The sequence below is a fragment of the Kitasatospora kazusensis genome, assembly GCF_039529945.1.
Classification (GTDB): Bacteria; Actinomycetota; Actinomycetes; order Streptomycetales; family Streptomycetaceae; genus Kitasatospora; species Kitasatospora kazusensis.
Map to the genome: position 1 here is coordinate 156,882 of NZ_BAAANT010000003.1, position 18,964 is coordinate 175,845.

The window sequence follows — 18,964 nt, forward strand, 5'->3', positions numbered from 1 at the left end:
AGCAGGAGGTCCTCACCGAGATCACCGCCATGCTGGCCGCCGTACTGGAGGAGTACGGCCTCGACGACGCCGAGGTCACCATGGAGTCCCGGTTCACCGAGGACCTCGAACTGGAGAGCATCGACCTGGTCACGCTGGCCGGGCAGCTCCAGGACCGCTGGGGCGACCGGATCAACTTCGCCGAGTTCCTGGCCGGCATGGAGCTCGACGAGATCATCGGCCTGACGGTCGGCCGGCTCGTCCGCCACGTGGTGGACCGCCTGCAGAGCGCCGGGCGGAGCTGAGATGGCCTTCCTGGACCTCGACGGGCTGCGCTGCCACGTGCAGCGGCTCGGCCCGCAGGACGGCCGCCCGCCCGCCGCCACGGTCGTCCTGCTGCACGGGCTGCTCACCGACAGCCTCGCCAGCTACTACTTCACCCTGGCCCCGGCGCTGGCCGCCGCCGGGCTGGACGTGCTGATGTACGACCACCGCGGCCACGGCCGCACCGCCCGGCCGCCGGCCGGCTACCGCCTGGAGCACTTCGTCGACGACCTGGAGGCGCTGCTGGACCGCCTGGAGATCACCGGCCCGGTCCAGCTGGTCGGCAACTCCTTCGGCGGCACGGTGGCGTTCGGCCTCGCCGCCCGGCGCCCGGCACAGGTCGCCGGCATCCTGGCGATCGAGTCCGAACCGGCCTCACGCGCCTGGGCGGTGAAGCTGGACGGCATCCTGCGCAAGGCCGAACGGCACCTGGCGGAGGAGGAGACGCTCGCCTGGGTCGCCGAGCAGCGCGGCCGGCACACCGCCAGGCTGGCCCGCTCGGCCGGCGCCCTGCTGGCCGGCACCTCGCTGGCCCGGGACATCCCCGCCAGCCTGCTGCCCGCCGAGGCCGAACTGCGCGCGATCCGCTGCCCGGTGCTGGCCGTCTACGGGACGGAGTCCGACCTCGCACCCCAGGCGGCCTGGCTGGACGGGCTGCTCGCGGACTGCCGGAGCACCTTCGTCCCCGGGCAGGAGCACTCCGTCCTGATCGAGGCCCCCGAGACCGTCCGCGCGCTCACGCTGTCCTGGCTGCGGGAGCACGGCGCCCGGCTGCGCGGCGGCGCGGCGCGGCGCGAGGTCGAGCGGAGCGTGCGGTGACCCGGTACCTGTGCGTCGTCCCGCCGCTGGTCGGCCACGTCAACCCGGCGGCGGGCGTGGTCGCCGAACTGGCCGCGCGCGGACACCCGACCGCCTGGGCCGGCCTGCCGGAGCTGCTCGGCCCGCTCGCCGGCCCGGACGCGGCGGTCTTCCCGTGCGAAGTCCCCGACTCCGGCCCCGGCGGTACGGCGCAGCGGCCGCCGGAGCTGCGCGGCCCGGCCGCGCTGAAGTTCCTCTGGGAGGACTTCCTGGTGCCGCTCGCCGAGGCGATGGCCCCCGGCGTGGCGGCGGCGGTGCAGCGCTTCCGGCCGGACGTCCTGCTGGTGGACCAGCAGGCGGTGGCCGGCGCGCTGGTGGCCGAGCGGCTCGGCCTGCCGTGGGCCACCAGCGCGACCACCTCGGCGGAGTTCACCGGCGCGCTGGACGGCATGCCGCTGGTGGACGCCTGGATCTCCGGCCTGCTGACCGGCCTGCGCGGGCGGATCGGCGACCCCGCCCGCACCGGCGACCCGCGCTTCTCCCCGTACCTGACCCTCGCCTTCACCACCCCGGAGCTGACCGGGCCGGTCACCGGGAAGGCCGGCCCGATCCGCTGCGTCGGCCCGGCCGTGGCGGCCCGCCGCACGGGGCCGCCCTTCCCCTGGCAGTGGCTGGACCCGGGCCGCGCGACGGTGCTGGTCACCCTCGGCACGGCCAACACCGACACCGGCGAGGCCTTCCTCACGGCCTGCCGGGAGGCGCTGCGCGCCCGCGCCGGGCGCCTGCAGGCCGTGATCGTCGACCCCGGCGCGGTGCTCGGCTCACCAGCGCCGGACCCGGACGTGCTGGTCCTCCCCTCGGTGCCGCAGCTGGAACTGCTGGAGCGCGCCGCCGCCGTGGTCTGCCACGCCGGGCACAACACGGTCTGCGAGGCCCTCTGGCACGGTGTCCCGCTGGTGGTCGCCCCGATCCGCGACGACCAGCCGGTGGTGGCCGGACAGGTGGTGGCGGCCGGAGCGGGCGTCCGGGTGCGGTTCGGCCGCACCGGCGCGGCCCGGCTCGGCCAGGCCCTGGACGCCGTCCTCGACGACCCGGCGCACCGGGACGCCGCGCGCCGCGTCGGCGCCTCCTTCCGCGCGGCCGGCGGCGCCACCCGGGCCGCCGACCACCTCGAAGCGCTGGCCGAAGCGCTGGCCGACCCCCGAAGCACCGCCTGACCCCCGAAGCACCGCCTGACAGGAGCGCCCGTGACCACCACCGAACCAGCCCCGGCCACGGCCGGCAAGGCGGCCGAGCGAGCCCGCCGGGTCGCCGCCCGCCGACCCGGCTACCGGGCCGAACTGGCCGACGGCACCGGCCGGTTCTTCGCACCACGGCGCACCGACTGCCCGTGGTGCGGCTCCGCCCGCCTGCGGGTACGGCTGCGCACCACCGACCTGCTCCAGCACAAGCCCGGCGGCTTCGTCCTGGACGAGTGCCAGGACTGCGCGCACGTCTTCCAGAACCCCCGGCTGACCGCCGAGGGGCTGGAGTTCTACTACCGCGACTTCTACGACGGCCTGGGCGAACAGCGGCTCGGCGGGGTCTTCGGCACCCGCACCACGGCCTACCGCAGCCGGGCCCGCTCGGTGGCGCCCCACACCACCGCGCCCGGCCGCTGGCTGGACGTCGGCACCGGCCACGGCCACTTCTGCGAGACCGCCCGCGAGGTCTTCCCCGACACCGCCTTCGACGGCCTGGACCTCAGCGAGGGCGTCGAACTGGCCGAGCGCAACGGCCGGTTGGCGCACGGCTACCGCGGCACCCTGCCCGCTCTCGCCCCCGGGCTGGCCGGCCGGTACGAGGTGGTGAGCATGTTCCACTACCTGGAGCACAGCACCGACCCGGACCGCGAGCTGGCCGCCGCCCGCGAGGTGCTGCGCCCCGGCGGCCTGCTGCTGATCGAGGTCCCGGACCCGCAGAGCCGCTACGCCCGCCTGCTGGGCCGGTGGTGGCTGCCCTGGCTCCAGCCGCAGCACCTGCACCTGATGCCGGCCGCCAACCTGCGCCGCCGGCTCGGCGAACTCGGCTTCACCGTCCTCCTGGAGCAGCACGGCGAACCGCACGACCCGGTGGACCTGCTCGCCGCCTGCTGGCTGCTGCTGGACGCGGTCGCGCCGCGCGAGGACGCGCCGTGGCTGCCGGGCGACCCGCCGGGACGGCTGCGGCGGGCGCTGCGCGGGGCGGTCTTCCTGGCGGGCGCCCCCGCGCTGCTGCTCGCGGCGCTGCTCGACCGGCTGGCCGCCCGGTCGGCCGGCCGCACCGGCCTGTCCAACGCCTACCGGCTGCTGGCCCGCCGGGAGTGATCCGCCGGGAGTGATCCGGCGGGGGTGATCCGCCGGTCCGGCCGGGGGTGCTCAGCGCCCCCGGCCGCCGCCGTTCCAGCGGATCGCCGCCGCACCGGCGAAGTCGCCCGCGTGGGCGAAGCCGCCCAGGACGACCAGGTCGCCGTCCTTGACCCGCCCTTCGCCGAGGGCGCGGTCGAGGGTGACGGGGATCGCCGCGCCGAACAGGTTGCCGCAGCTGTCGAAGGTGTCGGCGTGCCGCTCCGGCGGCAGCCCCAGCGCCGTCCGCCAGTTGTCCAGGAAGGTGCGGTTGGGCTGGTTGGTCACCAGCAGGTCGATCGCGTCGGCGGGCACCCCGATCCGGCCGCACAGCTCGGTCACCACCTCCGGCACCAGCCGGTTGCCGCGCTCCAGGACCTCGGCGACACCGGTCTCGGTGAAGCCGATCCGCAGCTGGGACGCGCCGGGCTCCCAGTACCGCCGGCCGTCGTCCAGCTGGGCCGTCATGTCACCGCCGTACGCGGGGAGTTGGCGGGTCAGCACGTCCAGGACGGGGGAGCCGGCCGAGGTGGTCAGGTAGCCGACCCCGCAGCCGTCGCCCGGGACGGCCGCCTGCGCCAGCCCGCGCACCTCGGACTGGGTGAACAGCTGTCCGGCGGAGCTCTGCGCGTTGCAGACCAGCGCCGTCCTGGCCTCGGTGGTGGTGAGGATCAGCCGGGCCAGTTCGATCATCTGGACGAAGGAGGCGCACCCCGCGTTGGCCACGTCGACCAGCCACCGGGGTTTCAGCCCCAGCCGCCGGGCCACCTCGGTGCCGGCCCCGACGAACGGTATGTCCGGGAGCTGACTGTGCGTCAAAAGTACGTCCACCGAACGGATCTCGGTCCGCCCGTGGCGCTCGATCAGCGGCTGCACCGCGCGCTCGACCATGTCCACGTTGGTCTCCCCGGCGGCCACGTGGTGCCGCCACGCCGGGATCCGGAACATCGGGCTGTCCCGGAGCCGGTCCTGCGCGCCGGGGTACCCGGTGTAGAACTCGGCGGGGACGGGCGGGCCGGGCAGGTAGCCCGCGACGTCGGTGAGGCCGACGGTGGTCACCGCACCACCGCCGTACGGGGAGCGGTGACCACCGGCAGGCCGCCCAGGTGGCGGTGCTCCAGGATCGCCTTGAGGTTCGCCAGCTCCACGGTGTGGCCGGCGTAGAACAGCCCCCAGTAGTCGCCCACCCACGGCCGGTCCGCCCGGGGTGCCAGCTCGGGCCGGGGGTTGCGGTCGTAGTGCGGGTGACGGCAGTTGGTCCAGGTGATCACCGAGCCGGGCCGGCCCAGCACCGTCCGCGCGGGCACCACCCGCATCAGGTACACCATCCACAACTCGTCGCCCTGGTCCCAGGCGCAGTGGAAGTCCACCGTCATCGCCTCGGCGTTGGCCGCCACCCGGCAGTAGATCCGGGTGTCCTGCTCCAGCAGGTCGTCGCCGACCCACAGGCCGGGCGTCCCGCTCGGCGCGAAGTTGCGCAGGCTGAACGTCCACTCCTCCAGGTGGTGGCCCTGGCTCAGGTACGCGTACGCCTGCTCCGGCGGGCAGTCGACGTAGGTCTGGATCGTGCAGTACTGCCCGTACAGCTCCTCGTGCGAGTACGTCGGCTTGCTCAACTCGGCGCAGCGTGCCAGCAGTTGATCCTGGTCGGTGTTCTCCGCCCGGATCAGGCCGGGGATGTCAGGCGACATGGACGGTCTCCTTGGTGTCGGTGGGATCGGCGCTCCCGGCGGCCCGGTGGCCGGCGCCCTCCAGGAAGGGCAGGAACGGCGGTGTCTCGGCGGGGTCGAAGTCCAGCGTGACGAACGCGGGCCCGCGCCCGGCGTTGCTCCGCAGCAGCGCCCGGCGCAGCTGCGCACCGTCGGCGGCGCCGGTCACGTCGAGCGCGGGGAACATCGCCGCCACGCCCGCGGCGATGTCCGAGCGGAGGAAGAGGTTGCCGGGGTGCCGCGTCCCGAGGAACACCTCGTCCCGGGTGGCGCACATGGCGTGGGCGTTGTTGTTGAACACCACGAAGGTCACGGGCGCGGCGTACTCGACGGCGGTGTGCACCTCCATCCCGTGCATGAAGAACGCGCCGTCGCCCGCGAGCACGTACGTCCGCCGCCCGGTGGCGAGCGCCGCGCCGATGCCGGCGCCGAAGGTGTAGCCCATGCCGCCCATCCCCACCGCCACCACGAACCGGCCCTCGCGCGGCGCGGGCAGCAGGTGGATCGCGGCGGCCCCGGCGTTCCCGGCGTCCACGAAGACGTGCGCGTCGGGCGGGAGGGCGGCGGCCACCGCGGCCACCGCCTCCGGGTACGAGGTGGGCCCGCGGCCGTCCCGCAGGTCCGGCAGCGGCGTGGGCCCGGCCTGCCGGGGAACGGCGCGCGGAGCGGCGTCGAGCCGGTCCGCCACCGCGCGCAGGGTCGGCCGGAGGTCGCCGCGCAGCGCGATCCCGGGCACGAACGGCGGCTCGGGGTCGATGCAGACCACCGGCTTCCCCGCCAGCTCCCGCTCCAGCCCGCCGCGGGCCAGGTCGGGCAGCCGGGTGCCGACCAGCAGGCAGACCTCGGCGCGGCGCAGGCAGTGGGCCACGTTCCGGTGCCCCATCACCCCGGCCACCCCGGCGAACCGGGGATCGCCGTTGTCGAACACGTCCTTGGCGTCGGGGGTGACCGCCACCCAGGCGCCGAGCCGCCGCGCCAGCTCGGCCAGCTCGGCCTTGGCACCGGCGGCGGCCACCCCTTCGCCGGCCACGACCAGGACCCGCCGGGCACCGCGCAGCAGCGCCACCGCGCGGTCCTGGGCCCGCTGCTGCGGCAGGACGGCCGGGGCCGCCGGACGCGGCGGCGCGGGACGGGCCTCGACCAGGGCCTGCTGCACGTCCTTGGGCAGCAGGAGCACGGCGGGCCCCCGCAGGCCGGTCCGGGCCGCCGCGAGCGCCCGCGCCAGCAGGTCCGGCAGCGAGTCCGGGGCGTCCACCCGGGCGCAGAACCGTGAGACGGGCGCGAACAGCTCCCGCGCGTCGAACGAGCCCGCCAGCCCGCTGGTGTCCTGGAACGCCCCGCGCCCCGCCGCCCCGGCGGGCGGCTGCCCGACCAGCGCCAGGACCGGCACCCGCGAGGCGTACGCCTCCGCCAGGCCCGGCACCAGGTTGACGGCGCCGCCCCCCGAGGTGGCCACCACGACGCCGATCCGCCCGGTGGCCCGGGCCTGGCCGTCCGCCATGGTGGCGGCGGAGAACTCGTGCTTGGCCACCACGGCCCGGATCAGGCCGGCCCGGTGCAGGGCGTCGTACAGGTCCTCGATGTTCGCGCCGCCGACGCCGAACACGTCCCGGACGCCCTCCCGGGCCAGTTCGCCCGCCAGCTGGTCGACGAGCCTGATCCTGCTGGTCACACGGGACTCCTGTCCGGCTGCTCGGGCCGCACGACGAGCCCGGCGGGCGTCAGGGCCTGGAAGCGGTGGCGGTACTCGTTCGGGGTGAGCTCCAGCGCGCGGCCGAAGGAGCGGAAGAACGTCTCGGTGGCCGGGAAGCCGCACCGGCGGGCGATCTGGCCGACGGGCAGTGCGGTGGTCTCCAGCAGCTTCCGGGCCCGGGCGATCCGCATCTGCTCGATGTACCGGGCCGGCGGCGTGCCGACCTCCTGCCGGAAGACCCGGGCGAAGTTGCGCAGGCTCATGTTGGCCCGCTCGGCGATCTCCGGTACCGGCAGCGGCTGTTCGAGGTGCTCCAGGATCCACTCCTGCGCGGCCCGGATCGGCGGCCGGTCGGCGAGCTGGGCCTGGAGGATCGCGCTGAACTGGGACTGGCCGCCGTTGCGCTTGAAGAACAGCACCAGGAACCGGGCGATCTCCAGCGCGAACGCCGCGCCGTGGTCGGCCTCCACCAGGGCGAGCGCCAGGTCGATCCCGGTGGACACCCCGGCCGAGGTCACGAACCGGCCGTCCCAGACGAAGATCGGCTCCGGCTCGACCCGCACGTCCGGGTACCGCCGGGTCATCTCGGCGCAGTACGCCCAGTGCGTGGTGGCGCGCCGCCCCGCGAGCAGACCGGCCTCGGCCAGCAGGAAGGCCCCGCCGCACACCGACGCGACCCGCCGGGACCGCCCGGCCGCCCGGCGGATCCACGACACCAGCTCCCGGTCGCCCAGCGCCTCCTTGAGGCTCCAGCCGCCGGGCACCAGCAGGGTGTCGATCGGGCCGTCCCCCGCCGCCAGCGGCTCGGCGCCGACCAGCATGCCGGAGGAGGTCCGGACCAGCGGCGCGTCGGCCGAGACGAACTCGATCCGGTAGCCGCCGCCCGAGCCGGCGAGCTGCCGGTTCACGGTGTCGAACACCTCGATCGGTCCCGTCATGTCCAGCGCCTGGGCACCGGAGTAGAACACCACCACAACACGTCGCTCAGGCACGGTCACAGCCTGTATGCGGCGCCGGGTGGCGGCAATGACGGATGACTGACGAATTCGGCCGGGTGTTCGTGCCGGGGCCGGTGGGTGCTCGCTGACCAGCCGTCATGACGGAGAGTCAGTGGTTCGTGTGAGACGGGTCATACCCGGGGGCGGGTCGTCCGTAGGCGCCCGGGCCCCGGGGCCGGGCTCCGCAGCCGGGGTTCGCTGCCCGGATGGCGGAGCACGGCGCGGCCCCGGGCCGGGGGAGTCCGCAGGATGGCCGGGGGGCCACCGAAGGGAGCGAGCTGCGATGGACCGCTGCGGGCTGCCGGTCCTCGACACGGCCCTCTGCCACGGCCCGTGGATCGCCGGCGGCGCCTCGCTGGCCGTGACACCGGGAGCCCTGTGGCTGCTGGCCCTCGTGCTGGAACGCCGCCGGATGGGCCTGCGCGACGGCTTCCTGGCCGTCCTGCTGGGCGACCCGCTGCTGGCGGCCGCCGTCGCCCTGGGCGTCGCACGGCTGCGCGGAGCGCCACCCGCCGGGCCGGCCGCTCCGCCGTACGCCGCCGCCTTCCTCGCCGGGTGCCTCGGCTTCGGCCTGCTGCAGTGGCGGGCCGAGCTGCGCAGTGGCTTCTTCACCCGCGCACAGGCCCTGGCCCCGACCAAGATCTGGCACCAGCTGGCCGTCTACCCGCTGCTCGGCTACTGGCTCTGGACCGCGGTGGTCGGCGCCCTGGCCGCCCCGGACCCGAGCCGGGCCGACCTCGCGACCGAGACCCTGATGCTGCTCTGCGTCCTGGCCTGGATCGCCAGCAACGTCTACGACCGCCGCCGCCCCAAACTCGGCCACCCGCCGTACGACTGGCGCCGCCTGCGCCCGCGCCCCCGCCCGTGGCCCCCCGCCTCCACCACCCTGCGTGCCCACCGCGCTGCCGACCCGGACGGGCCCCGACCCTGACCCCGCGCCGCCGCGCCGCCGCGTCCCCGAGCCCCCGCGCGGAGCGGTGCCCGGCGCGGGGGCCGGTGGATCAGAGGCCGAGCAGGCGCTGCTTCGCGGAGCTGAACTCCTCCGGGGTGAGCACTCCCTGGGCCTGGAGCGCGGCGAGGCGCTCGATCTGCGCCGGGATCGAGTCGTCGGCGGGTGCCGGGGCGGTCGGCGGCGGTGCGGCGGGCGGCGGGGGCTCCGCCGCCTGGTACTGCTGCTCGGCGCGTTCCTGCTGGCGGGCCGCGACGCGGCCGCTGACGGCGGTGGCCGTGCCGGCCACGACGGCGGTGCGGGCGGCCGTGCCGAGCAGGCCGGGCCGGCCGGCCCGGGCGAGAGGGCGTCGGATCATGGCGGGCTCCTCGGGGGAGGGACTGGTGCGCGGCTACGCGGCCGCGGCCGCGATGCTCTGTTCCACGACGGCGGCGGGGATGCGTTCGTGAGTGACGAGGACGCCGTCCGCCGCGCGGACGGCCCTGGCCAGGTCCGCGGCCCAGCTGTCCTCCCAGACCACGATCGCGGCGGAGTTCCCGGCCGGGATCTCCTCGGCGACGAGCTCGATGTCCTCCAGGCTGAGCAGCCCGGCGATCTCGCCGTCCAGGTCGGTGAACTGGCGGGCCTCCTGGGCGTCGAGGGCGTCGAGTTCGAGGATCTCCAGGGTGCCGTCGGCGTCCCGCTTGATGAAGGTCAGGTCGATGATGCGGACGATGCCCTTGCTGATCAGCTTGTCCAGTTCGGTGGCGATCTCGCCACGGAACCGGTTCCCGGGGAACGCGATGACGGCGTATTCGACCGGTCCGAGGTGGGCGAGGTCCATGCGGTCTCCTCGTGGAGTGGGCCGGACGCTCCCGGCGGTACTCGCGGCAGTGCTCGCGGCGGCCGGGCGCCGCCGGTGAGCGTCATGGGTTCTCTGCCCTCATCCTCCGCCCGCTTCGCGGAGGCGGCCATCCCGAGGGTTCGCGCACCGGGCACCCGGGGTGGTGGCCGCCCCGCGGACCCGGGCCGGGCCGCGCGGCGGCCACCACCCCGGGCAGCGGTCAGCCCTCCTGTCGGGCGGTGGTGAAGGCGGCCAGCGTGGCGGCGATGTCGGCCTCGGTGGCGGCTTTGTCGATGCCGAGGCCGTTGAGCACACCGGTACCGGCTTCCAGCTCCAGCAGGGCGAGCAGCACGTGCTCGGTCCCGACGTAGTTGTGGCCCAGTCGCAGCGCCTCCCGGAAGGTGAGCTCCAGCGCCTTGCGGGCCCCGGCGTCGTACGGGATGAGCTCGGGCAGCTCCCCGGCCGCCGGCGGCAGCGTGGCGGTGGCGGCCCGCCGGACGTCCTCCAGGCTCACCCCCTGGGCGAGGAGCGCCGCCGCCCCGAGCCCCTCCGGCTCGCTCAGCAGCCCGAGCACCAGGTGGACGGGGCCGATCTCGTCGTTCCCCGCCGCGCGCGCCTCGTTCTGCGCGGCCACCGCCACGTTCCTGGCCCGGGGGGTGAACCGGCTGAACCCCTGGCTGGGGTCGAGGTCCGACGGCTCGCCGGGGTTCTTGGGGACGAAGCGCTTCTGGGCCGCCTGCTTGCTGACCCCCATGCTCCTGCCGATGTCGGTCCAGGAGGCGCCCGAGCGCCGGGCCTGGTCGACGAAGTGGCCGATCAGGTGATCGGCCACGTCGCCGAGGTGGTCGGCGGCGATGACGGCGTCGGAGAGCTGGTCGAGCGCGTCGGGGTGGACCTTCTTGATGGCCTCGATCAGGTCGTCGAGGCGGACCGGGTGCGTCGAACGCAGTGGATTCGTCATGCGTCAACTCTAGGTTGACGCTCAAGCATCGTCAACCCATGGTTGACGATGCTTCGAGTCCGGAGCCCCTCGTGGCGCGGCGCCGTTGCAGGGCGCCGTCCGTCGCTCCAACAAATGTACGAATGATAGGCATATTAACTGAAGAATCCACCGTTCAGGACAAACGCATTCTTCAGCCCCTAGTATCGAGGCGAGCGCTCGACAACGGCTCGATTGCAATTGCCTCCCCCGGGTGGCGAAAAGATATTTGATTGCTGCGTAATGGCGTGCGAACCGAACCGCGACGCGCGAAAACCGGAATGGCGCCGGGGTTCGCGCACACCCGCATCCGGCCGTGTGCCGGGTGGGCGGCGGCTGTCGCCCATGCTCGCGGTCACGTCGCCCGAAAGACTCGGCAACTTTATTGAAGGAGTGGTCAATGCCCGGTACGGGATTCTCCGCCAAACCACGGTCGTGCCCGTCCGCCCGTCGGGCGAGGCCGCTTTCCGTGGCCGCCGGGTCCGAATCGACGTCGCCGAACGGCGGCCTCGCGGTGGTGCGGCCATGAATTCGAACGCGCTCGAAAAGATTCTGAGAGGCCCCAGCGGACTCGGCACGTCCGGCCTGAACCCGCTCGACTGGTCGGCGCCGGACACGGCGGCGGAGCCGCCGGAGGGCGCGACGGCGGTCGGGGCGGCGGTCGGGGCGGAGGGCGCGACGGTGCCGCAGGGCCCGGTGCCGCCCGAGCGGGACGGAGCGCCCGAGCCGGGCCGGCCGATCCCGGGCCTCTACTACCACCCCGTCCCCGAGCCCGACCCCGAGCGGGTGGCCGAGGTGAGCCGGCGGGTCAAGGCCTGGGCCCTGGACGAGGTCCAGCTGTACCCGCCGGAGTGGGAGGACCAGTTCGACGGGTTCTCGCTCGGCCGGTACCTGGTCGTCTGCCACCCGGACGCCCCCAGCATCGACCACCTGATGCTCGCCACCAGGCTGATGGCGGCCGAGAACGCGCTGGACGACCTCTACTGCGAGGACCACGGCGGTTCACCGGTCGGCCTCGGCGGCCGGCTCCTGCTGGCGCACACCGCGCTCGACCCGCTGTACACCACGGAGGAGTACCGGCCGCACTGGGAGGAGTCGCTCCTCGCGGACGCCCCACGGCGCGCCTACCGCTCCGCGATGGACTACTTCACCGAGGCCGCCACGCCCGCCCAGTCGGACCGGTTCCGGCACGACATGGCGCGCCTGCACCTGGGGTACCTCGCCGAGGCGGCCTGGGCGGAGACGGAGTACCGCCCGCAGGTGTGGGAGTACCTGGCGATGCGCCAGTTCAACAACTTCCGCCCCTGTCCCACCATCACCGACACCGTCGGCGGCTACGAACTCCCCGCGGACCTGCACGCCCTGCCCGCCATGCAGCGCGTCATCGCGCTCGCCTCCAACGCCACCACGATCGTCAACGACCTCTACTCGTACACCAAGGAGCTCGCCGCTCCGGGGCACCACCTCAACCTGCCGGTGGTGATCGCCGAGCGTGAGGACTGCACCGACCGCGAGGCCTACCTGAAGGCGGTCGAGGTGCACAACGACCTGATGCACGCCTTCGAGTCCGCCGCGGCCGTGCTGGCCGCCACCCGGCCCGATCCGGCGATGCTCCGCTTCCTGCGCGGCGTGGCCGCCTGGGTGGACGGAAACCACCACTGGCACTGCACCAACACCTACCGCTACAGCCTGCCCGATTTCTGGTAACCAAGGAGCTGACCGAAGTGACCACGATGGACATCACCCCTGCCACCGGCACCACGCCCGCGATCCCCGGCCCGGCGACGCCGTACCAGGACGACATCGCCCGCTACTGGGACCAGGAGGCCCGCCCGGTCAACCTGAAGCTCGGCGACGTCGACGGCCTCTACCACCACCACTACGGCATCGGGGACGTCGACCAGGCGGCCCTCGGCGACCCCGGTGACAGCGAGCGGGAGAAGAAGGTGATCGCCGAGCTGCACCGGCTGGAGTCCGCCCAGGCCGACGTGCTGCTCAACCACCTCGGCCATGTCCCGCGCGACGGCATGCTGGTGGACGCCGGCTGCGGCCGGGGCGGCTCGATGGTGATGGCGCACCAGCGCTTCGGCTGCCGGGTCGAGGGCCTCACCCTCTCGGCGAAGCAGGCCGACTTCGCCAACCAGCGGGTCCGCCAGCTCGGCATCGACTCGCACGTCCGCTCGCAGGTCCGCAACATGCTGGACATGCCGTTCGAGACCGGCTCGGCGGCCGGCTCCTGGAACAACGAGTCCAGCATGTACGTGGACCTGGACGACCTGATGGCCGAGCACTCCCGCGTCCTGTCGGTCGGCGGCCGGTACGTGACCATCACGGGCTGCTGGAACCCGGTCTACGGGCAGCCCTCGAAGTGGGTCTCGCAGATTAACGCCCACTTCGAGTGCAACATCCACTCCCGCCGGGAGTACCTGCGCGCGATGGCCGACAACCGCCTCGTCCCGCAGGCCGTCATCGACCTCACCCCGGACACCCTGCCCTACTGGGAGCTGCGGGCCACCTCCTCGCTGGTCACCGGCATCGAGGAGGCGTTCCTGGAGTCCTACAAGGACGGCTCCTTCCAGTACCTGCTGATCGCCGCCGACCGGGTCTGACCGGCCCCCGCACACGGCGCTAGGGCGCCCCGGACCAGTGATGTCGACAAGTCGTCACCGGTTCGGGGCGCCGCTGCGCGCTCTTCCCGCCCTGCTCCGGACCGGTGCGGTCCGGAGCAGGTGCGGTCCGTGGCCGGGGGTGCCGGCCGTCAGCCGCTGATGCTCGTGGCGCCGGTCTCGATGTGGCCGGTGACCCGGCGGGACCAGCCGGTGTCGCCGCTGACCGTGACCGTGAAGTCGTACCAGCCCTGGGCGACGGACACGGCGTTGAAGTAGTCCGAGGCGGTGGCCCCGGGGGCGACCTGGTAGGTCCAGGTGCCGCTGCGGTAGTTGTTCGAGGTGACGGTGAAGGTGACGGCAGCCGTTCCCGTGTTGGTCATGGTGAACCAGAGCGCCTGCTTGCCGGTGTCCGGCGCGGGGGCGTACGAGGTGGTGGCCTCGGCGGTCTTCCCTGCGGCGGTGGCGTCGCCGGTGAAGTGGCGCAGGAAGCGGTTGGGGCCGACCACGGTGAGGTCGTACTGCCCGTTGCCGTAGGTGGCGCCGATGTTGAAGAAGTCGCGGGCGCTGCCGTCGGTGCCGGCCGAGGCGTTGTACGGGGCGACGGTGTACTGCCACGGGCCGCCGGTGCGGTGAGCATTCGCGTAGATCGAGTAGTGCGCGTAGGCGGTGGCCTGCGGGCCCTGGTTGGCCATGTCGATCCAGAGCAGGATCTTGTTGTCGGCGTCGTACTCGATCCGGTCGACCCAGGCGTTCGGCTGGTAGGGCAGCGCGCGGGCGGGCTTGGTGCCGCTCTCCTGGGAGGGCATCGCGTTGTTGCCCGGGCTCGGGTTGACCTGCACGTTCGCGGTGGCCTGGCTGATCGTGGCGCTGGTGTCGGGCAGGGCGGGGAGCCCGTAGACGGGCCTGGTGAAGTCGAAGGCGCCGGTGAGGTCGCCGCAGACCTGGCGGCGCCAGGCGCTGATGCTCGGGCAGACGGCCGGGGTGCCGAGGGCGGCGGTCCAGGTCTCCAGGAAGCGGATGACGCTGGTGTGGTCGTAGACCTGGGAGTCCACGTAGCCGCCGCGGGTCCACGGGGAGGCGATGACCATCGGGACCCGGAAGCCGAGGCCGATGTTGGTGCCGGAGTAGAACTCGTCGGGGGTGCCGGTGGGTGCCACGGGCGGCGGCACGTGGTCGAAGAAGCCGTCGTTCTCGTCGTAGTTGAGGAACAGGGCGGTGGAGTTGAAGGTGGCCGGGTCCGCCGCCAGGGCCTGCAGGACGAGGTTGACGAAGTGCGCCCCGTTCTCCGGCGGGCCGTCGGGGTGCTCGGAGAAGAGCTGGTTGGCGACCACCCAGGAGACCTGCGGCAGCGTGCCCGCGACCGCGTCGGCCTTGATCGCGGCCGCGATGTCGTCCGGCGTGGAGCCGGTGCTCCGCACCGATGCCATGCCGCGCTGGGCCAGCGGGCTCGAACTCGCAGCACCGGTGAACTGGTTGAAGTAGGCCAGCGCGTTGTCACCGAAGTTGTCGGAGGCGTTCTGGTAGACCTTCCAGCTCACCCCGGCGTTCTGCAGCGCCTCGGCGTAGGTCTGCCAGTGCAGGCCGCTCTCGCTGCCGCCGTCGTAGGCCGGGCCGCCCGCCGTGGCGTTCGGGTCGATCGTGCCGGACCACAGGTAGGTCCGGTTGGGGCCGGTGGCCGACAGGATCGAGCAGTGGTAGGCGTCGCAGATGGTGTAGGCGTCGGCCAGCGCGTAGTGGAACGGGATGTCCGAGCGGTTCATGTACCCCATCGTCCGCGGCGAGCCCTTGGCGGCGATCCAGGAGTCCATCTTCCCGTTGTTCCACGCCTGGTGCTGGGTGGACCAGGAGTGGTCGAGGGAGCCGTCGCACTGGGCCAGCGTCTCGCCGCTGCTGCCCCACCACCAGGTGCTGGTCCCGCTGAGCTGCCACGGGTACTGCCGGCCGCTGCCGTTGGCCTGGTTGAAGACGCTGTTGCCGTCCGGGAGTTGGATGGTGGCACGGTCGCCGAATCCCCGTACGCCGCGCAGCGAGCCGAAGTAGTGGTCGAAGCTGCGGTTCTCCTGCATCAGCACGACGACGTGCTTGACGTCGCTGATCGTCCCGGTGGTGGCGGCCGCCGCGCGGGGCGCGGCGCCGGGCAGCGAGTCCAGGCCGATGGCGGCGCCGAGTGCGGCGGCGGAGCCGAGGAAGGTGCGGCGGGTGACGGGCGACACGTGGGGCCTCCTGGAAAGAGGTACATACAGCTTCTGGCTAGGGGACTGTCGGCCAGCCAGATGTCTACCGGCCGGTAGCACGGTAGCGGGGAGATGAAGTGGCGTGAACACTTGACGCCGGGTCGTCATCGATCAGCAACGTTCGCCGGCCTGCGGGCGCCGTGCCGGTCGGACGGAGTCCCGGCCGCCGGGCGCGGCGTCCGGGCGCGGCTGCCCGGACGCCGTCCTCCCGGCGGAGGCGCTCAGGTGGTGCTGTACCGCGTGGTGCACACCCAGGTGATCCAATTCCCGCCGCCCGCATGGGAGATCGCACTGTTCTCGGCTTCGGTCTCGGTGGCACCGCTACCGCCCCAGTACTGGCGGGTGCCGGGGTTGTACGCGATGGCGCCGCAACTGTTGACGAAAGACACCAGGACCTTGCAGTCGGTGCGGGGGCACTTGTTCAGCGCCGCCTGATCGGCGGCGGCCACGGCACTGTAGTCCCAGGCTTTGCCGGTACTGCCGTCGCGGCTGACGGCTATGGCGCCGTAGTAGTTGGGCCTCGGCGGTGGAGGTGGTGGAGGTGGCGGAGGTGGAGGTGGCGGTGGCGGAGGTGGAGGTGGCGGAGGTGGCGGAGGTGGAGGTGGCGGTGGTGGCGGTGGTGGCGGTGGAGGTGGCGGAGGTGGAGGTGGTGGCGGTGGCGGTGGCGGTGGTGGCGGTGGTGGCGGGACGGGGAGGTGTGTAACGGGCGGAACGGAGAACAGGTCGTGCGGTGGCGTGAAGACGTGGGCGAAGGGGGAGGCGGCGGGCGGCCTGGTTGCGGCCTGCGGACTGCCCGAGTGGTGGCCGGCCAGGACGGCCGCGACCCCGACGGCCACCAGGACGACCGCCCCGGCCGCAACGCCGCCACCGCCGGTGCGGCCCGGCGGGCGCTGGGCAGGGCGCTGCGGCGGTGGACCGGGCCGGACCGGAGGGGGCAGCGGAGGTTCCTCGGGCTGCGGCCCGACGTTCCGGTTGGTGGGGATCGGGTCAGGCATCCGGACGACCACCGATCCCGGTGCGGCCGACGGCCGGTGGCGGGGCCGACGCGGTCGCACTGTGCAGCGGCGAGAGATCGGCCAGAGCGGTCACACCGTCGGCCCCGCAGGTGGGGCACGCGTCGACGGGTCCGGCTGCGACGGGGAGGAGAGAGGGGGTGAGCACATCGCAGAGCGTGATCGCCGGCACCGGGCCCGCGTGTGCGGTCGGCGTCGTGCCGGAGAGCAGCTGTACGGTCTGCGCCACCAACAGCGAGGCGACCAGGCCGTTCAGGAACACCACCGAGGGTGCCGGTTCACGGGTGCCGTAGCCGTGCGCGATCTCCCGGGACCGGATGTGCTGGGGCGCGAGGTCGAAGGCCGCCCGGCGCGCGTCGATGAAGCCCCGGCACTCAAGGCAGCCCAGCCCGGGCAGGACGGCCTGGACCTGTCCGCCGAGACGGCTGACCCGGTGTGCGTCGTCGAGGCGCGCACCGCTGCCGGCGTCGAGGTAGGGGATGACGTACTGGACGGCGAGCTGGTTCAGGACCAGCCGGGCACCGTGGCTGTCGACACAGCCCAGGACGAGGTCCGCCGCGCGCACCGGGCCCAGCGCGTCGGAGCTCAGGATCGAGTCCTGCACCGTGTCCACGGTGCACGCCGGTGCGACGGCACGGACCAGGTCGGCGTACACCTCGACCTTGGGCCGCCCGACGGCCGCCTCGGTCGCTCCGATCAGCCGGTTGAGGTTGGAGGGTTCGACCGTGTCCGGGTCGACGAGGACGAGCCTGCCGACCCCGAGGTGCGCGCACTCCAGCGCGGTGAAGGAGCCCAGCCCCCCGAGCCCGACGATCGCGACGGTCGTCTCCGCCAGCTGCTGCTGGGTCTCCCGACCGATCAGCGGGATCTGCCGGTCGTAGCGCTGGTCGTCGGCGGCTCCGCCGCTGTCCTGGCGGTGCCGCCCCCATGCCCGCCGGCGCGGTGCGGTCGGTGCGGTCGGCGGTGCGGTCGCCGCGCTGCTCGTCGGGGTGATGCGCAGCAGCTGTGGGGCGTCCACCCGGCCGCCGACCGCGCCGACCGCGCCGACCGCGCCGAGCACGCGGACCCGGTGGATCGGCCGGATGCTCGCCGACTTCCGGTCGTAGTAGTGGGCGTCGAGGTGCGACCGGCCGAGCACCATCGTCGCGTGCAGGGCGTTCTCGGGCAGCAGACCGGCCACCCGGGGCATCTTCGCCCGGTCGCTGGACCAGTCGACGCCGCTGAAGGTCGTCCCGGAACCGTGGTCGAAGGGGTGGGAATGCGCCTCGATCAGGCTCCACCCCTCCTGCCGGCAGCGGGTGAGGGCGGCCGCGACGAAGTCGGCGGTGGGCGCGATGGCCACCGGCGACCGGTGCTCCAGGTCCTGCGGCCGGGCCGGGAGGATCTCGCGGACGGTCAGCCGTACGCCTGCCGGGGAGTGGACCGGCGCGGCCAGGGCGAACGCGAGCCCCTCGTCGACGCCGGGGGTGCCGGGGGCACTCGGGGCACCGGGGGCGCCGGGGATGCTGCGGGTATCGGGATCCGGTACCGCCTCGAACAGGTGCCGTCGGAGGAGCTCCCACTGCGGGCCCGGGAAGACGATCTCGACATTCACGGTCATCCTCCGGCGAGCCGCTGGCGGTCGCGGAACACGGCCGCGATCAGGTCGAGGTAGGAGAGCAGGTTGTGCCCTTCCCGAATGCGCAGGCCGCTCGAAGGGAGCCAGGACGTCACGTGGATGCAGAAGTGCCCCCACCCCTTGGTGGTGTAGCTCCGGTCCGCGAGGCTGGAGCCGCCGGAGGTGAAGAAGTGCTGGATCGCGCGGCCGTCGGACGTCCTGAGGTCGCGGTCGGTCCAGAACCACTGCGGGGCCACCGACGGGTACCCGGGGTTGCCGTGCGGGACGTCGATGAGGATCTCGACCTGCGGCCTGTTCCAGCCGCCCGGTACCGGGAACCTGCCGATGTGCACCCAACTGGCGTCCTGCCGGTCGAAACTGACGTCGCGATAGCGCTGGGCGAGCAGTTGCACCTCGGCCTGCAGCCGGCTCCTGCGGCGGCCGGCCGCGCTCAGGTCAGTGGCCATACTGGTAGCGGGGCACGATCGTCACGTCGGTCACCTCGGACGGCAGGGGATCCTGGTCGGGCAGCCGCAGGATCTGGCCGTTCGGCATCGTCACCATGACCCAGTCGTCCCCGTTGATCCCGGCCGCCTCCTTGAGATGCGCCCCGATCGGCCGGTCCTCCCGCACGTCGACCACTTCACCGTTGATCACGTATCGTCCCATCTCCTGCTTCCCCGCTGCTTCTCGCATCCGGCCGGATGACCCGCCGGTCCCGCTGCTGTCACCGTCCAGCTCAGCAGAGCGGCTGGGCGCGGCCAGGGCGGAAACCGGGCGAACCTGAGCGCCGCCCGGTCCGCCGCTCCGGGCGAGGGCCTGCACTGTCGCTTCGGCCGACGATTCCTGATGGGCCGTCGGGAAACATCAACAGGGCTGGCGGATCTTCTGGTTGA

20 protein-coding genes are annotated in these 18,964 nt (G+C 73.6%); 8 read left to right on the top strand and 12 right to left on the bottom strand.

What is annotated here, in order from left to right; all coding sequences use genetic code 11:
• Positions 1–29: 29 nt before the first annotated feature.
• The 4 genes from ABD330_RS04400 to ABD330_RS04415 are packed head-to-tail and all read left to right on the top strand — an operon-like array spanning position 30 to position 3,446.
• Positions 30–284, top strand: coding sequence for a phosphopantetheine-binding protein (locus ABD330_RS04400; RefSeq protein ID WP_344461089.1), 255 nt, complete (start codon positions 30–32; stop codon positions 282–284).
• Position 285: 1 nt separating this feature from the next.
• Positions 286–1,122, top strand: coding sequence for an alpha/beta fold hydrolase (locus tag ABD330_RS04405; protein ID WP_344460892.1), 837 nt, complete (start codon positions 286–288; stop codon positions 1,120–1,122).
• On the top strand, positions 1,119–2,318 hold the full coding sequence (locus tag ABD330_RS04410) for a glycosyltransferase (protein ID WP_344460894.1): 1,200 nt from the start codon (positions 1,119–1,121) through the stop codon (positions 2,316–2,318). Before ABD330_RS04405 ends, ABD330_RS04410 begins: the two co-directional genes overlap by 4 nt.
• A 30-nt stretch (positions 2,319–2,348) precedes the next feature.
• Entirely contained in the window at positions 2,349–3,446 is a 1,098-nt protein-coding gene (locus ABD330_RS04415) for a class I SAM-dependent methyltransferase (protein ID WP_344460896.1), read from the top strand.
• A 51-nt stretch (positions 3,447–3,497) separates the two neighbouring features.
• Here the strand turns inward: ABD330_RS04415 and ABD330_RS04420 are convergent, their stop codons facing one another.
• From ABD330_RS04420 to ABD330_RS04435, 4 genes are read right to left on the bottom strand one after another with little or no spacing between them, the layout of a single operon-like run.
• Complete coding sequence (locus ABD330_RS04420; RefSeq protein WP_344460898.1) at positions 3,498–4,523, bottom strand: 3-oxoacyl-ACP synthase III family protein; 1,026 nt, start codon at positions 4,521–4,523, stop codon at positions 3,498–3,500.
• Entirely contained in the window at positions 4,520–5,155 is a 636-nt protein-coding gene (locus ABD330_RS04425) for an SRPBCC family protein (RefSeq protein ID WP_344460900.1), read from the bottom strand. The genes ABD330_RS04420 and ABD330_RS04425 overlap by 4 nt, the downstream gene beginning before the upstream one ends.
• Entirely contained in the window at positions 5,145–6,845 is a 1,701-nt protein-coding gene (locus tag ABD330_RS04430; protein ID WP_344460902.1) for a thiamine pyrophosphate-binding protein, read from the bottom strand. The genes ABD330_RS04425 and ABD330_RS04430 overlap by 11 nt, the downstream gene beginning before the upstream one ends.
• Complete coding sequence (locus ABD330_RS04435; protein ID WP_344460904.1) at positions 6,842–7,858, bottom strand: GlxA family transcriptional regulator; 1,017 nt, start codon at positions 7,856–7,858, stop codon at positions 6,842–6,844. Before ABD330_RS04435 ends, ABD330_RS04430 begins: the two co-directional genes overlap by 4 nt.
• Before the next feature lie 289 nt (positions 7,859–8,147).
• Between ABD330_RS04435 and ABD330_RS04440 the strand changes: the two genes are divergently transcribed.
• Entirely contained in the window at positions 8,148–8,795 is a 648-nt protein-coding gene (locus ABD330_RS04440) for a hypothetical protein (protein ID WP_344460905.1), read from the top strand.
• A 70-nt stretch (positions 8,796–8,865) separates the two neighbouring features.
• Here ABD330_RS04440 and ABD330_RS04445 read toward each other — a convergent pair whose 3' ends face one another.
• From ABD330_RS04445 to ABD330_RS04455, 3 genes are all read right to left on the bottom strand, one after another.
• Positions 8,866–9,171, bottom strand: coding sequence for an SHOCT domain-containing protein (locus ABD330_RS04445; RefSeq protein ID WP_344460906.1), 306 nt, complete (start codon positions 9,169–9,171; stop codon positions 8,866–8,868).
• A 33-nt stretch (positions 9,172–9,204) separates the two neighbouring features.
• A complete protein-coding gene (locus tag ABD330_RS04450; protein ID WP_344460907.1) occupies positions 9,205–9,636 on the bottom strand; it encodes a DUF6325 family protein in 432 nt (143 codons plus the stop codon).
• Between the two features lie 220 nt (positions 9,637–9,856).
• Complete coding sequence (locus ABD330_RS04455) at positions 9,857–10,597, bottom strand: Clp protease N-terminal domain-containing protein (protein ID WP_344460908.1); 741 nt, start codon at positions 10,595–10,597, stop codon at positions 9,857–9,859.
• A gap of 432 nt (positions 10,598–11,029) precedes the next feature.
• On the opposite strand from ABD330_RS04455, the gene ABD330_RS04460 reads away from it, so the two are divergent.
• Together ABD330_RS04460 and ABD330_RS04465 are read left to right on the top strand one after the other, a co-directional pair.
• Complete coding sequence (locus ABD330_RS04460; protein ID WP_425555449.1) at positions 11,030–12,322, top strand: family 2 encapsulin nanocompartment cargo protein terpene cyclase; 1,293 nt, start codon at positions 11,030–11,032, stop codon at positions 12,320–12,322.
• Between the two features lie 26 nt (positions 12,323–12,348).
• Positions 12,349–13,224, top strand: a complete 876-nt coding sequence (locus ABD330_RS04465; RefSeq protein WP_344461091.1) for a geranyl diphosphate 2-C-methyltransferase — start codon at positions 12,349–12,351, stop codon at positions 13,222–13,224.
• 149 nt (positions 13,225–13,373) lie between these two features.
• Here the strand turns inward: ABD330_RS04465 and ABD330_RS04470 are convergent, their stop codons facing one another.
• Positions 13,374–15,437, bottom strand: coding sequence for a phosphocholine-specific phospholipase C (locus ABD330_RS04470; RefSeq protein WP_344460912.1), 2,064 nt, complete (start codon positions 15,435–15,437; stop codon positions 13,374–13,376).
• Positions 15,438–15,679: 242 nt separating this feature from the next.
• On the bottom strand, positions 15,680–15,958 hold the full coding sequence (locus ABD330_RS04475) for a DUF4189 domain-containing protein (RefSeq protein WP_344461093.1): 279 nt from the start codon (positions 15,956–15,958) through the stop codon (positions 15,680–15,682).
• A 41-nt stretch (positions 15,959–15,999) separates the two neighbouring features.
• On the opposite strand from ABD330_RS04475, the gene ABD330_RS04480 reads away from it, so the two are divergent.
• Complete coding sequence (locus ABD330_RS04480) at positions 16,000–16,161, top strand: hypothetical protein (protein WP_344461122.1); 162 nt, start codon at positions 16,000–16,002, stop codon at positions 16,159–16,161.
• 284 nt (positions 16,162–16,445) lie between these two features.
• Here the strand turns inward: ABD330_RS04480 and ABD330_RS04485 are convergent, their stop codons facing one another.
• From ABD330_RS04485 to ABD330_RS04495, 3 genes are read right to left on the bottom strand one after another with little or no spacing between them, the layout of a single operon-like run.
• Positions 16,446–18,065 carry a HesA/MoeB/ThiF family protein gene (locus ABD330_RS04485; protein ID WP_344460914.1) on the bottom strand — a complete coding sequence of 540 codons (1,620 nt, stop codon included), beginning with the start codon at positions 18,063–18,065 and terminating at the stop codon, positions 16,446–16,448.
• A 2-nt stretch (positions 18,066–18,067) separates the two neighbouring features.
• Positions 18,068–18,535: an E2/UBC family protein gene (locus tag ABD330_RS04490; protein ID WP_344460916.1), complete on the bottom strand. Its 468-nt coding sequence runs from the start codon at positions 18,533–18,535 to the stop codon at positions 18,068–18,070.
• The gene (locus ABD330_RS04495) at positions 18,525–18,893 is read right to left on the bottom strand and encodes a hypothetical protein (protein WP_344460918.1); all 369 of its coding nucleotides are present in this window, start codon (positions 18,891–18,893) and stop codon (positions 18,525–18,527) included. Before ABD330_RS04495 ends, ABD330_RS04490 begins: the two co-directional genes overlap by 11 nt.
• Positions 18,894–18,964 lie beyond the last annotated feature (71 nt).